Source organism: Pseudomonas sp. C9D1 (genome assembly GCF_056491235.1).
The window spans coordinates 3,596,565-3,608,984 of sequence record NZ_JBSZIE010000002.1; the positions used below are offsets into that span (position 1 = coordinate 3,596,565).

13 protein-coding genes are annotated in these 12,420 nt (G+C 67.0%); 3 read left to right on the top strand and 10 right to left on the bottom strand.

The genetic code is table 11. From position 1 onward, the window contains the following. Window positions 1–44 precede the first annotated feature (44 nt). The 5 genes from recG to exbB form a co-directional block, all read right to left on the bottom strand. Window positions 45–2,120 (bottom strand): ATP-dependent DNA helicase RecG, encoded by a 2,076-nt coding sequence (gene recG / locus ACXI0U_RS24425; protein ID WP_043240961.1) that lies wholly within the window; start codon window positions 2,118–2,120, stop codon window positions 45–47. Continuing rightward, on the bottom strand, window positions 2,117–3,058 hold the full coding sequence (locus tag ACXI0U_RS24430) for a hydrogen peroxide-inducible genes activator (RefSeq protein ID WP_021218904.1): 942 nt from the start codon (window positions 3,056–3,058) through the stop codon (window positions 2,117–2,119). Before ACXI0U_RS24430 ends, recG begins: the two co-directional genes overlap by 4 nt. Before the next feature lie 87 nt (window positions 3,059–3,145). Beyond that, window positions 3,146–3,886, bottom strand: a complete 741-nt coding sequence (locus ACXI0U_RS24435) for an energy transducer TonB (RefSeq protein WP_021218905.1) — start codon at window positions 3,884–3,886, stop codon at window positions 3,146–3,148. Then, entirely contained in the window at window positions 3,887–4,309 is a 423-nt protein-coding gene (gene exbD, locus ACXI0U_RS24440; protein ID WP_021218906.1) for a TonB system transport protein ExbD, read from the bottom strand. A 4-nt stretch (window positions 4,310–4,313) separates the two neighbouring features. Next, the gene (exbB, locus tag ACXI0U_RS24445) at window positions 4,314–5,468 is read right to left on the bottom strand and encodes a tonB-system energizer ExbB (RefSeq protein ID WP_479550939.1); all 1,155 of its coding nucleotides are present in this window, start codon (window positions 5,466–5,468) and stop codon (window positions 4,314–4,316) included. Between the two features lie 202 nt (window positions 5,469–5,670). On the opposite strand from exbB, the gene ACXI0U_RS24450 reads away from it, so the two are divergent. The 3 genes from ACXI0U_RS24450 to ACXI0U_RS24460 all read left to right on the top strand — a co-directional run bounded on the left by ACXI0U_RS24450 (window position 5,671) and on the right by ACXI0U_RS24460 (window position 8,019). Beyond that, complete coding sequence (locus ACXI0U_RS24450; protein WP_374979505.1) at window positions 5,671–6,528, top strand: NAD-dependent epimerase/dehydratase family protein; 858 nt, start codon at window positions 5,671–5,673, stop codon at window positions 6,526–6,528. 2 nt (window positions 6,529–6,530) lie between these two features. Next, window positions 6,531–7,331: a helix-turn-helix transcriptional regulator gene (locus tag ACXI0U_RS24455; protein WP_031287550.1), complete on the top strand. Its 801-nt coding sequence runs from the start codon at window positions 6,531–6,533 to the stop codon at window positions 7,329–7,331. Window positions 7,332–7,398: 67 nt separating this feature from the next. Beyond that, on the top strand, window positions 7,399–8,019 hold the full coding sequence (locus ACXI0U_RS24460) for a LysE family translocator (RefSeq protein WP_021218910.1): 621 nt from the start codon (window positions 7,399–7,401) through the stop codon (window positions 8,017–8,019). Window positions 8,020–8,028: 9 nt separating this feature from the next. Here the strand turns inward: ACXI0U_RS24460 and ACXI0U_RS24465 are convergent, their stop codons facing one another. The 5 genes from ACXI0U_RS24465 to gmk form a co-directional block, all read right to left on the bottom strand. Then, a complete protein-coding gene (locus tag ACXI0U_RS24465) occupies window positions 8,029–8,766 on the bottom strand; it encodes a hypothetical protein (RefSeq protein ID WP_265170206.1) in 738 nt (245 codons plus the stop codon). A gap of 58 nt (window positions 8,767–8,824) precedes the next feature. Beyond that, window positions 8,825–9,205 carry a RidA family protein gene (locus ACXI0U_RS24470; RefSeq protein ID WP_021218912.1) on the bottom strand — a complete coding sequence of 127 codons (381 nt, stop codon included), beginning with the start codon at window positions 9,203–9,205 and terminating at the stop codon, window positions 8,825–8,827. A gap of 28 nt (window positions 9,206–9,233) precedes the next feature. After that, on the bottom strand, window positions 9,234–11,342 hold the full coding sequence (gene spoT / locus ACXI0U_RS24475; RefSeq protein WP_021218913.1) for a bifunctional GTP diphosphokinase/guanosine-3',5'-bis pyrophosphate 3'-pyrophosphohydrolase: 2,109 nt from the start codon (window positions 11,340–11,342) through the stop codon (window positions 9,234–9,236). A gap of 60 nt (window positions 11,343–11,402) precedes the next feature. Continuing rightward, window positions 11,403–11,666 carry a DNA-directed RNA polymerase subunit omega gene (rpoZ, locus tag ACXI0U_RS24480; RefSeq protein WP_021218914.1) on the bottom strand — a complete coding sequence of 88 codons (264 nt, stop codon included), beginning with the start codon at window positions 11,664–11,666 and terminating at the stop codon, window positions 11,403–11,405. Between the two features lie 122 nt (window positions 11,667–11,788). Further along, window positions 11,789–12,409 carry a guanylate kinase gene (gene gmk / locus ACXI0U_RS24485; protein ID WP_316924175.1) on the bottom strand — a complete coding sequence of 207 codons (621 nt, stop codon included), beginning with the start codon at window positions 12,407–12,409 and terminating at the stop codon, window positions 11,789–11,791. Between the last annotated feature and the right edge of the window lie 11 nt (window positions 12,410–12,420).

Genomic DNA, 12,420 nt, shown 5'->3' on the forward strand with positions numbered 1-12,420 from the left:
CTGGGTGACTGATGGGTCAGGCGACCAGCGCAGTGTGCGCTGCGTCACACTTGACCGTATTGCTGGCCGTGTCGCAACCAGCGCTCCAATAACGGACTCACATGCTGCGGCCAGCGTTCCATCAAGGCTTGCGCGGCGTCGCGCACCGCCGGCAGCAGGTCGGCGTCGCGCATCAGGTCGGCAACCTTGAACTGCAGCAGCCCGGTCTGCCGGGTGCCGAGCATTTCGCCGGGGCCGCGCAGTTCCAGGTCCTTCTCGGCGATGACGAAGCCATCGCTGGTTTCCCGCATGATGCCCAGTCGCTCGCGTCCGAGCTGTGACAGCGGCGGGTGGTAGAGCAGCACGCAGTGGCTGGCGGCGCTGCCCCGCCCGACACGCCCGCGCAACTGGTGCAGCTGGGCGAGGCCGAGGCGCTCGGGGTTCTCGATGATCATCAGGCTGGAGTTGGGCACGTCGACGCCCACCTCGATGACGGTGGTGGCGACCAGCAGCTGCAGCTTGCCTTCCTTGAACTCGTTCATCACTGCCGCTTTTTCCGGTGCTTTCATGCGGCCGTGGATCAGCCCCACGCGCAGCTCGCCGAGGGCGGAAGACAGCTCTTCGAAGGTGGTTTCCGCCGCCTGGCAGGTGAGCTCTTCGGATTCTTCGATCAGGGTGCAGACCCAATAGGCCTGGCGGCCTTCCTGGCAGGCGGCGCGGACGCGCTCGATCACTTCGATGCGACGGTTGTCGGCTACCAGCACGGTGTTCACCGGCGTACGCCCGGGGGGCAGCTCGTCGAGGATCGAGGTGTCGAGGTCGGCGTAGGCGCTCATGGCCAGCGTTCGCGGGATGGGCGTGGCGGTCATGATCAGCTGGTGCGGGCTGAGGCGGCCGTCGATGCCCTTCTTGCGCAGGGCCAGGCGCTGCTGCACGCCGAAGCGGTGCTGTTCGTCGATGATCACCAGGGCCAGGCGCTTGAACTGCACCTCGTCCTGGAACAGCGCGTGGGTGCCGACCACCATGGGGGTGCCGGCGGCGATCTGTTCCAGCGCGGCGGCGCGGGCCTTGCCCTTGAGCTTGCCGGCGAGCCAGGCGACTTCGATGCCCAGCGGCTGCAGCCACTTGCTGAAGTTGAGGAAGTGCTGCTCGGCGAGGATCTCGGTGGGCGCCATCAGGGCGACCTGGTAGCCGGCCTCCAGGGCCTGCAGGGCGGCCAGGGCCGCGACCACCGTCTTGCCGGCGCCGACGTCGCCCTGCACCAGGCGCAGCATGGGCTCGGGCTGGGCGAGGTCGTAGGCGATTTCGGCGCCGACCCGTTGCTGGGCGCCGGTGGGCGTGAAGCCGAGATTCGCCAGGTAGCGCTGCGGCAGCTTCTTCGCAGGCGGCAGTTGTGGTGCCTGCTGGGCGCGCTGGGTTTCCCGCAGGCGCTGCAGGGAGAGCTGGTGGGTGAGCAGCTCTTCGAAGGCGAGGCGGTGCTGGGCCCAGTGCTGGCCTTCGGCGAGTTCGTCGAGGTCGGCGTCCGGCGGCGGCCGGTGCAGGTAGCGGATGGCTTCGTCCAGCGGGCCCAGGCGGTAGTCGCGGGCCAGTTCCTCCGGCAGCCAGTCCGGTAGGCTCTCTGGCCCCAGGCGCGCCAGGGCCAGCTGGCTGAGCTGGCGCAGGCGCTGCTGGGTCAGGCCTTCGGTGGTCGGGTAGATGGGCGTCAGGGTCTGCTCCACCGGGGCCGGTTCCTCGCCATTCAGCGCGCGGTACTCGGGGTGGTAGATCTCCAGGCCCGAGGCGCCGGGGCGGGCTTCGCCGTAGCAGCGCAGCTGGGTGCCGCGCTTGAGGCCTTCCTTCTGCGCATTGCTGAAGTGGTAGAAGCGCAGGCTGAGCGCGCCGGTGCCGTCGTGCAGGCGTACCAGCAGGCTGCGGCGCTTGCCCATGACCACGTCGGCGCCGGTGACGGTGCCTTCGACCACCGCGTCCTGGCCCGGGCGCAGGGCGCCGATGGGCACCACGCGGGTGCGGTCCTGGTAGCGCAGCGGGAGGTGGAAGAGGATGTCCTGAAGGTTTTCCAGGCCGACCTTGGCGAGCTTTTCCGCCAGGGCGTCACCGACGCCCTTGAGCACGGTGACGGGGACTTGCGCGAGCTCGGTCATGCCGGTTGCGGTTCGGCCTGTGCCTGCTCCGGACGTGCGACCGAGCAGAGGCGGATGGAGTCGGCCAGCACTTCGATGGCGCGCGGACGCGGGAAGCTGGCGCGCCAGGCGATGGCGACGGTGCGGAACGGCACCGGCGGCGTCAGCGGGCGGATCTCGATCACGCCGGGGGCGTAGTGGTGGCTGTCGACGGCGGAGAACGGCAGGATCGATACGCCGAGGCCGGAGGCGACCATGTGGCGGATGGTTTCCAGGGAGCTGGATTCGACCGTCGTGTGCTTGGCGCTGTCCTCGCCGCCCTTGCGCAGGGTGGGACAGGCTTCCAGCACCTGGTCGCGGAAGCAGTGGCCTTCGCCGAGCAGCAGCAGGCTCTTGTCGTTGAGCAGCTCGCTGTCGATGGTCTTCTTCGCCGTCCAGGGGTGGTTAGCCGGCAGCAGCACGTAGAAGGGTTCGTCGTAGAGCGGTTTGGTCAGTACATCGGCTTCGGCGAAAGGCAGCGCGATGATGATGGCATCCAGCTCGCCGGTGCGCAGCTTGTCGCGTAGCACGTGGGTGAAGTTTTCTTCGATGTACAGCGGCATCTGTGGGGCGACGCGGTGCAGCTGGGGAATCAGGTGCGGGAACAGGTAGGGGCCGACGGTGTAGATGGCGCCGACCTTGAGCGGTGCGGTGAGCTGGTTCTTGCCGGCCTGGGCCAGTTCGCGGATGCCCTGGGCCTGTTCGAGGACCTTTTGTGCCTGGGTGACGATGCCCTCGCCGACCGGGGTCAGGCGCACGGCGCTCTTGCTGCGCTCGAAGATCAGCACGCCCAGCTCGTCCTCGAGCTTCTTCACACCCACCGACAGGGTCGGCTGGCTGACGTGGCAGCGTTCCGCTGCACGGCCGAAGTGCTGTTCCTGGGCGAGGGTGACGATGTAGCGCAGTTCGGTGAGGGTCATAGTCTTATTCCATTGGAGTGGCCCAAGCATAGCGGCTGCTCTCAATGGAACCAACAGCAGCCGCCCCCTTTGCGGGGGCGGATTCACTCAGCGGCGGCGGTCCAGCGAGTAGACGAAGGGCGCCGTCACTTCCAGCACGCCGTTGGTCAGCAGCTCCGGCGGTGGCGGCGGCAGCGGCTGGGCGCGGCGGATCATTTCCAGGGTGGCGCGATCCAGGGAGGCGCTGCCCGACTTGCCGGTGATGCTGTAGGCGGTGACCTTGCCTTCGCCATCCACGGTGAAGCGCAGGCGGTTGACGCCTTCGAAGTTCCGGCGACGGGCGTCTTCCGGGTACTTCTTGAAGCGGGCCAGGTGAGCCATCAGCTTGCTCTGCCAGGTTTCCTTGGCCTGGGAGGGCGCGCTGGCCATGCTCTGCTGCGGTGCGGCCGGCTTGTCGTCACTGGGGGCGGCGGTGGTCGGCGCGGAGACCGTTTCCTTGACCGACTCCTGCTCCTGGGGCTTCTGCTCGGGCTTGGGCTCCGGGGGCTTGGGTTTCGGCGGCTTCGGCTTGGGCTTCGGCTTGGGTGCGATGGCGATGGTCGGCTTGGGCGCCTCGGCCAGCTTGGGCAGCGGGTCCGGCTCCGGCTCGACGCGCGGGGGCGGCGGCGGAGTGGGCATCGGGGCTGGTGCGGGCAGCGGCTCCAGCTCGATCATCATCGCCGCCGGCGGCAGTTCGATGGGCTCAACGGTGGCATGCCAGAACAGCGCCCACCAGAACACCAGGGCATGGATGCCCAGTATCACGAGGAAGCTGGTGGACCACGAGAGGGTGCGTTTGACCTCGCTCATTTACTTCCCGACCGTCTCGAGTCCCACCAGGCCGATTTTCAGGTAACCGGCGCCACGCATGGCGTCCATCACTTCCATCAGCTTGCCGTAATCGACCGACTTGTCGCCGCGGACGAAGATGGTCTTGTCCTTGTCGGCGTTGGTCAGCTTGTCCAGTTCGGCGCCCAGTCTTTCCTGCGGGACCTGGATGTTGTCCAGGTACAGGCTCTGGTCTTCCTTGATGCTCAGGTAGATCGGCTTGTCCGGACGGGGCGCGGGCTTGGCGGTGGAGGCCGGCAGGTCGACCTTGATGTCGACGGTGGCCAGGGGCGCTGCGACCATGAAGATGATCAGCAGCACCAGCATGACGTCGATGAATGGGGTGACGTTGATCTCGTGGGTTTCCTGGAGATCGTCACCGCCTTCGTTCAGATGCAGGCCCATCGGATCAGCTCACCTTGACCATGTGCGGGGCCTGGCTGCGATCGGCAGGCAGGTGGTCGAGGTCGCGGCTGACCAGCAGCAGGACCTGGGCGGACGCGTCGGCCACCTGGGCCTTGTAGCCGGCGATGGAGCGGGCGAAGACGTTGTAGATGACGACCGCGGGGATGGCCGCGACCAGGCCCATGGCGGTGGCCAGCAGGGCCTCGGCGATACCGGGGGCGACCACGGCGAGGTTGGTGGTCTGGGATTTGGCGATGCCGATGAAGCTGTTCATGATGCCCCACACGGTGCCGAACAGGCCGACGAAGGGTGCGGTGGAGCCGATGGTGGCAAGCACGCCGGTGCCTTGGCTCATCTGGCGGCCGCTGGCGGCGACCAGGCGCTCCAGGCGGAAGCTGACGCGTTCCTTGATGCCTTCCTTCTCGCGGGTATTGGCCGAAAGCTTCATTTCTTCCAGGGCGTCGTGCACCAGGACACGCGACAGGCTGCCTTCGCGGCTGGCGCTTTCGGCGGCTTCCGGCAGGTTGCGGGCGGCCCTCAGGTTGGCCAGCTCCTGGCGCAGGCGACGCTTGGCGCCCAGCAGTTCGATGCCCTTGGCGACCCAGACAGTCCAGGTGAGGATCGAGGCCAGTGCCAGGCCGATCATCACGCCCTTAACCACCATGTCGGCGTTCTGGTACATGCCCCAGGGCGACAGGTCGTGGCCCAGGCCGTTGTCGGCTTCCTCGCCAGCCAGCGCGCCGTCCAGGGCACCGCCACTCAGCGCGGCGGCCAGGTCCTGGCCGAGCTTCTCGCCTTCGGTGAGGCGGTCCATGGTGGTGGTGATTTCCTCGGGGGAGGCGCCACGTTCCTGCATCTTCTGGCGGGTCGCTTCGCGGATCTGCTCCGGGGTGGCCTGCGGGCCGAGGGTTTCGATCGACTCACGCAGGGCGATCAGGCCGACGGACTCGGGGGCGGCAACCGGTTCGCCAGCCACCGGCGCGGCGACGGGTGTTGCAGCGGGGGCCTGTGCTTCGGCAGCGGCCGGTGCCGGAGTGGTCGGCTCCTCTGCGAACGCCGCGCCAGCCGGGAGCAGCATCAGGCTGATCATCAGTGCCGCAACGGGGCGGGAAAAGCGGGAGACGATGGTGGGCTGGGCGAGGGATGCAATAGGTTTCATGGCCGGACCTGACGAGAAAATTGCGGTTTCGTCCGTATTCGATGGAGAGGTCACGGACAAAAGGGCGAACATTATTGCAAGTAATTCTTGTTTATAAAAGTGACAATGTAACTTTATTACCTTTGTTCGGCCGGGCGGCAGGGGTTTGGCGATTGGTCCGCCGGCCCCTATGCTCTGCACTTTTCCCTGGAGTACGCCCCCTATGTCCGCTTCTCCCTCCTTGCTGATCGCCGGTTGCGGCGATGTTGGCAGCCGTCTCGCCCTGCGGATGCTCGAGGCTGGCTGGCCGGTCCATGGGCTGCGACGAAATGCCTCGGCGCTGCCTGCAGGCGTGCTGCCGGTGGCCGGTGACCTGGAGGTGCCCGAGTGCCCGGCCGCCTGGCCCGAGGGCCAGCTGGATTACCTGGTGTACTGCGCTGCCGCCACCCAGCACGATGAGGCCGGCTACCGCTCCGCCTACGTCGAGGGCCTGCGCCATGTGCTGGCCTGGCTGGAGCAGTCCGGCCAGCGCCCGCGCCGCCTGTTCTTCGTTTCCAGCAGCGGCGTGTACGCGCAGAAGGATGGCGAGTGGGTCGACGAGACCTCGCCGGCCGAGGCCGAGGGCTATTCCGGGCGCATCATGCTGGATGCTGAGCGCCTGGCCCGCGAGAGCGGCATTCCGGCGACCGTGGTGCGCTTGACCGGCATCTACGGCCCCGGCCGCGAGTGGCTGCTGAAGCAGGTGCGCATGGGCTACCGCGTGGTCAGCGAGCCACCGCTGTTCGCCAACCGCATTCATGCCGAGGACGCCGCCGGCCTGCTGGCCTTCCTGCTCCAGGCCGATGCCCGTGGCGTCGAACTGGCCGAGGACTACCTGGGCGTCGACGACGCACCGGCACCGCTGCACGAAGTGGTGGGCTGGCTGCGCGAGACCCTGGGCGTCACCGAGTGGGCGGAGGAATCCACCGTGCGCCGCTCCGGCAGCAAGCGTTGCAGCAACGCCCGCGCCCGCGCCATCGGCTGGGAACCGCTCTACCCCAGCTACCGCGAAGGCTATGCCGCCGTGCTGAAAGGCGCCTGAGGCTGGACGCCAACCGCATGCTTGCCCGCCCTTGGCTGCCAGGGGTGGAGCTGTTCCATGCGGATTTTTCCGGGCAGCCCTTCGGCCGCCACAGCCATGATGCCTTCGCCATCGGCGCCATTCTCGAGGGCGTGGGTGGCTATCAGTGCCGGGGTGCCCGCCATGCGCTGGCCGCTGGCACGCTGTCGCTGATGAACCCCGAGGAGCCCCATACCGGGCACGCCATCAGCGAGCGCCTGGTCTACCGCATGCTCTACATCGAAGAGTCCCGGTTGCCTGCGTTGCTGGGGCGCAAGCGCCTGCCTACCGGTTTCACCACGCTCAACCCAGGGGACGATGGCGCCGTGGCGGCGGGGCTGGCGCGCCTGGCCGAGGAGTTCGGGCGCAATGACCCATTGGCCCTGGAGAGCGAGCTGCTGGCGCTGCTGGAGCGGGTCTTCGTGCGCCATGGCGGGCTGCGTGCGGCAGCGCCGGCAAGCCGGGATGGCGGCATGACCGCCTTCCTGCGGGACTATCTGGAGGCCCACCATGCCGAGGCGGTGAGCCTGGAGCAGCTGGCGGCCCTGGTGCAGCGCCACCCGCGCCACCTGATCGAGGCCTTCCGCCGCGCCTATGGCGTGCCGCCCCATACCTACCTGCTGCAACGCCGGGTGCGCGAAGCCAAGCGCCTGCTGCTGGGTGACCAGTCACCGCTGGAGGTGGCGCTCGGCCTCGGTTTTTACGACCAGGCGCATTTCTCCGGCACCTTCAAGCGTTTCACCGGCGTGACGCCGGGGCAGTTCCGTCGCGCCGCGCGCACCTGAGTTTTCTCCAAGACCGGGCCGCCACCGGGCCACGACACTGGCGCCTCGTTCCCTGGAGGCCCCGTCGATGTTCGCCCTGTTCCTGCTGGTTGCCGGCACCCATTTCGCCGCGTTGCTTTCCCCGGGCCCGGATTTCTTCCTGCTGCTGCGTGCGGCGCTGACCCGTGGCCTCCGCCATGCCGATGGCTGTGCGGCGGGCATCGCCCTGGCCAATCTGGCGAGCATGCTGCTGGTGCTGCTGGCGTTGAGCTTTCTACCGGCCGATGGCAGCTGGCTGTGGCGAGCCCTGCAGTTGCTGGGCGGCGCCTATTTTCTCTGGCTCGGCGGGCAGGCCCTGATGGCGCACCGGCGCCTGCAATTGCCGGAAGGCGGCGAGGCCGGGCACGAGGGTTGCTGGCGGCAGGGGCTGCTGGAGGGGCTGGCGGCGAGCAGCCTGAATCCCAAGCTGCCGATCTTCTATGCAGGGCTGTTCGGCGTGTTGCGTAATTCGGCCATGCCCGCGTGGGGGCTGGGGCTGTCCATGTTGTGGATGACCCTGGTGGTGCTGGGCTGGGACATGGGGTTGGTGCGCCTGCTGGGGCACTCGCGCTGGCGGCTGTGGCTGCAACGCCGGGTGGCGCTGCTGGACAGGGGCTGCGGGGCCTTGCTGGCGGCGCTGGGCGCCTGGCTGGTGGCCAGCGCCTTCTGAGTCGGCTGGTTACTGGCGTTCCAGCAACCAGGCGCGCTTGCCGGGGGCGTACTCGGGCATCTCGTCGATCTGTGCGCGGTTGCCGGCTTCGAGGATCTCCAGGCGATTGCCGTCGTGGACGAAGATCCACGGGCTGCCCTGGGCGCCCAGTTGCAGCCAGATGCTGTCGTTTTCGCCACTCATGGCCGCACAATCACCGGCTAGACACAGGGCGAAGCGGTCGGCGCCGGGCAGGCCTTCGAGGCTGCCGTCGGGGTGGAACAGCACCAGGCCACCCTGGCCCATGCCTTCGAGAATCTTCCAGGTTCCACCGAGGTAGGCCTCGTAGAGGGCGTACTCGAAGCTGCTGCCTTCGGGGGCATCGGCTGCGGCGGGCTTGGCCGGGTGGACGAAGCGCTGCTCGGGCAGGTTCTCGCTGGATTTCTGCACCAGCTCCTTGCCGTCGAGGCCGAGTTGTTCGTGGAATTCATCGCCATAGAAGTCGACGCGCCAGTTCGCCTTGCCCTGGCTGACCAGGCGGCCTTCGCCCAGCTCGAAACCGTTGCTGTAGTTGGCGGTGCCGGCCTTGGCGTCGATCTGCCATTCCAGGTTGGGGCCGTAGGCGAGAAGGGATTCGCGCAGCTTGCCTTCCTTCGCCGCTTCATCGATGGCGGCCTGGTTGATCCAGATGCCGCTGGGATCGGTGGGGGCGCTGGAGCAGCCGGCGAGTACGGCTGCGGCGATCAGCAGGGCGAGGGTCGAGCGCATGACGGGTTCCTTCATGAAACGGTGGAGCGGCGGGGCCGGAGCCCCGCACGGGTGATCGTTATTCGATCACCAGGATGGCGTCCATTTCCACCTGCGAGCCGCGCGGCAGGGCGGCGACGCCGATGGCGGCACGGGCGGGATAGGGCTGTTCGAAGTAGCGGCCCATCACTTCGTTGACCTTGGCGAAGTGCGACAGGTCGGTGAGGAAGATGTTGAGCTTGACGATGTCCTTGAAGGAGCCGCCTGCGGCTTCGGCCACGGCCTTCAGGTTCTCGAAGACCTGAACGGTCTGGGCTTCGAAGCCTTCCACCAGTTCCATGGTCTTGGGGTCGAGGGGGATCTGCCCGGACATGTAGACGGTGTTGCCGGCCTTGATCGCCTGGGAGTAGGTGCCGATGGCGGCAGGGGCCTTGTCGCTGTTGATCACGGTCTTGCTCATGCGGAACTCCTTGGTCCTGAGGGTTCTGCTACGCGCGCACCCGGGTGATGCGGATCACCCCCTTCAGCGCACGCAGCTTCTTGATCACACGGGCCAGGTGCACGCGGTCGTGCACGCTGACCACCAGCTGGACGACGCTGATGCGGCCGTCGCGCTCGTCCATGCTGATCTTCTCGATGTTGCCGTCGGCGGCGTTGACGCTGCTGGCCAGCAGGGCGATCAGGCCGCGCTGGTGTTCCAGCTCGACGCGCAGTTCGACGTTGAATTCGCCTGCGACGTCCTTGGCCCAGGAGAGCTGGATGCACTTCTCCGGGTTATGGCGTATGTCGCCAATGTTCTTGCAGCTTTCCAGGTGCACGACCATGCCCTTGCCGGCGGACAGGTGGCCGACGATGGGGTCGCCGGGGATTGGCGTGCAGCACTTGGCGTAGCTGAGCACCAGGCCCTCGGTGCCGCGGATGGCCAGCGGGCCTTCGGCGCTGGGCAGCTGCTCGCCTTCGCTGGCCAGCATGCGCCGGGCGACCACATAGGCCATGCGGTTGCCCAGGCCGATGTCTTCCAGCAGGTCCTCGATGACGTCGAGGCGGTACTCGGCGAGCACGGCCTGCACCCGTTCCGGAGCGATGCGGTCGAGACCGCTCTCGAAGCCGGCCAGCACCTTGTTCAGCAGGCGCTCGCCGAGGCTGATGGACTCGGAGCGACGCTGCAGCTTGAGGGCGTGGCGGATGTGGGTGCGGGCCTTGCCGGTGACCACGAAGTTGAGCCAGGCCGGGTTCGGGCGCGCGCCGGGGGCGGTGACGATCTCCACCGTTTCGCCGCTCTGCAGCGGTTCGGACAGCGGCGCCAGGCGACGGTTGATGCGGCAGGCGATGCAGGTGTTGCCGACGTCGGTGTGAACCGCGTAGGCGAAGTCGACGGCCGTGGAGCCTTTGGGCAGCTCCATGATGCGGCCCTTGGGGGTGAAGATGTAGACCTCGTCCGGGAACAGGTCGATCTTCACGCTCTCGATGAATTCCAGGGAGTTGCCAGCACGTTGCTGCAGCTCCAGCACGCCTTTCACCCACTGGCGGGCGCGGGCGTGGGTGCCCTTGGGCTGGTCGTCCTCGGCGGACTTGTACAGCCAGTGGGCGGCGATGCCGTTGTTGGCCATCTCTTCCATCTCGCGGGTGCGGATCTGGATCTCGATGGGCACGCCGTGCATGCCGAACAGCGTGGTGTGCAACGACTGGTAGCCGTTGGCCTTGGGAATCGCGATGTAGTCCTTGAAGCGGCCGGGCAGCGGCTTGTACAGGTTGTGCACGGCGCCGAGCACGCGGTAGCAGGTATCGACCTTGTCGACGATGATGCGGAACGCGTAGACGTCCATGATCTCGTTGAAGGCTCGACGCTTGCCGCGCATCTTCTTGTAGATGCTGTAGAGGTGCTTCTCGCGGCCGATCACTTCGCCTTCCATGCCTTCGCGGGCCAGGCAATGGGTCAGCGACTCCTCGATCTTGTTGACGATTTCCTTGCGGTTGCCACGGGCGCGGCGGACCGCGGCGCGGATGCGCTCGGAGCGCATCGGGTGCATCGCCTTGAAGCCCAGGTCCTCGAACTCGATGCGCATGCTGTGCATGCCCAGTCGGTTGGCGATGGGGGCGTAGATCTCGAGGGTTTCCTTGGCGATGCGCCGGCGCTTCTCGCCGGACAGCACTTCCAGGGTGCGCATGTTGTGCAGGCGGTCGGCCAGCTTGACCAGGATCACGCGGATGTCGCGCGCCATGGCCATGGCCATCTTCTGGAAGTTCTCGGCCTGGGCCTCGGCCTTGGTCTCGAAATTCATCTGGGTCAGCTTGCTGACCCCGTCCACCAGCTCCGCGACTGTGTCGCCGAATTGCGCGGTGAGCGCTTCCTTGGCGATGCCGGTGTCCTCGATCACGTCGTGCAGCATCGCGGCCATCAGGCTCTGATGGTCCATGTGCATGTCGGCGAGGATGTTGGCGACGGCGAGCGGGTGGGTGACGTAGGCCTCGCCGCTGCGGCGGCGCTGCCCGTCATGGGCTTGCTCGGCGTAGAAATACGCTCGGCGGACCAGGTTGACCTGGTCGTTGCCGAGGTAGGTCGAAAGGCGTTCGGCGAAGGCCTCTATGCTCGGCAAGGCGTTACTCCTTCCCGGCTGCTGCGGCCCTGCGCCGTACGACGTCGACCCGGCATGGACTTAGAGGGCCTCGTTGGCCTCGTCATCGAATGCAGCGAACAGCGGCTCGTCTTCGACGATGTCGTCCTGGGCGATCACGTCATAGTCCACCAGGCCGGCAGCGATTTCACGCAGGGCCACAACGGTGGGCTTGTCGTTTTCCCAGGCTACGCGGGGCTCTTTGCCGCCGGTAGCGAGCTGACGGGAACGCTTGGTCGCGAGCATGACCAGCTCGAAGCGGTTATCGACGTTGTCCAGGCAGTCTTCAACGGTAACGCGGGCCATGGTGTTCCTCGTAGCACTAGATTGGGATGCGGAAGCTTTTGCCCGAGTGGGCGAGCGGACTGAATAGTCTAAAAAATCACCAGCATTTATGGAAGCGCTGATTTAACAGCGCTTCCAGGCGGTCAGTCCAGCAACTGCGCCAGCAGCGTGCCGTGGGCCAGCTGTTGCTGCGGCTGCTGCAGGCGGTTGGCGCGGAAGATCGCCTTGAGGTCTTCCAGGGCCACGGTGAAGTCGTCGTTGATCACCAGGTAGTCGTACTCGACGTAGTGGCTCATCTCGCTGACGGCCTCGCGCATGCGCCGGTCGATGATCTCGGCGCTGTCCTGGCCACGGTTGTCCAGGCGCTGGCGCAAGGCTTCCTGGCTCGGCGGGAGGATGAACACGGACTTGGCCTGGGGCATCAGGTGGCGCACCTGCTGGGCACCCTGCCAGTCGATCTCGAGGATCAGGTCGAAACCTTCGGCGAGGGTCCTCTGCAGCCAGCGCTGGGAGGTGCCGTAGAGGTTGCCGAAGACCTCGGCGTGCTCGAGGAAGTCACCGTGCTCGAGCATCTGCACGAACTGTTCGCGGCTGACGAAGTGGTAGTTGACGCTGTCCACCTCGCCCGGGCGCATGTCGCGGGTGGTGTGGGAGACCGAGACGCGGATCTGCGGCTCAGCGTCGATCAGGGCCTTGACCAGGCTGGTCTTGCCGGCGCCGGAGGGCGCGGAAACGATGTAGAGGGTGCCGGGAGTGACGCTCATTTGTCTGTCTC

Excerpts from the sequence above, each read along its gene's own strand:
- recG (WP_043240961.1), bottom strand. The coding sequence starts at position 2,120 with ATGACCGAGCTCGCGCAAGTCCCCGTCACCGTGCTCAAGGGCGTCGGT.
- ACXI0U_RS24430 (WP_021218904.1), bottom strand. The coding sequence starts at position 3,058 with ATGACCCTCACCGAACTGCGCTACATCGTCACCCTCGCCCAGGAACAG.
- ACXI0U_RS24435 (WP_021218905.1), bottom strand. The coding sequence starts at position 3,886 with ATGAGCGAGGTCAAACGCACCCTCTCGTGGTCCACCAGCTTCCTCGTG.
- exbD (WP_021218906.1), bottom strand. The coding sequence starts at position 4,309 with ATGGGCCTGCATCTGAACGAAGGCGGTGACGATCTCCAGGAAACCCAC.
- exbB (WP_479550939.1), bottom strand. The coding sequence starts at position 5,468 with ATGAAACCTATTGCATCCCTCGCCCAGCCCACCATCGTCTCCCGCTTT.
- ACXI0U_RS24450 (WP_374979505.1), top strand. The coding sequence starts at position 5,671 with ATGTCCGCTTCTCCCTCCTTGCTGATCGCCGGTTGCGGCGATGTTGGC.
- ACXI0U_RS24460 (WP_021218910.1), top strand. The coding sequence starts at position 7,399 with ATGTTCGCCCTGTTCCTGCTGGTTGCCGGCACCCATTTCGCCGCGTTG.
- ACXI0U_RS24465 (WP_265170206.1), bottom strand. The coding sequence starts at position 8,766 with ATGCGCTCGACCCTCGCCCTGCTGATCGCCGCAGCCGTACTCGCCGGC.
- ACXI0U_RS24470 (WP_021218912.1), bottom strand. The coding sequence starts at position 9,205 with ATGAGCAAGACCGTGATCAACAGCGACAAGGCCCCTGCCGCCATCGGC.
- rpoZ (WP_021218914.1), bottom strand. The coding sequence starts at position 11,666 with ATGGCCCGCGTTACCGTTGAAGACTGCCTGGACAACGTCGATAACCGC.
- gmk (WP_316924175.1), bottom strand. The coding sequence starts at position 12,409 with ATGAGCGTCACTCCCGGCACCCTCTACATCGTTTCCGCGCCCTCCGGC.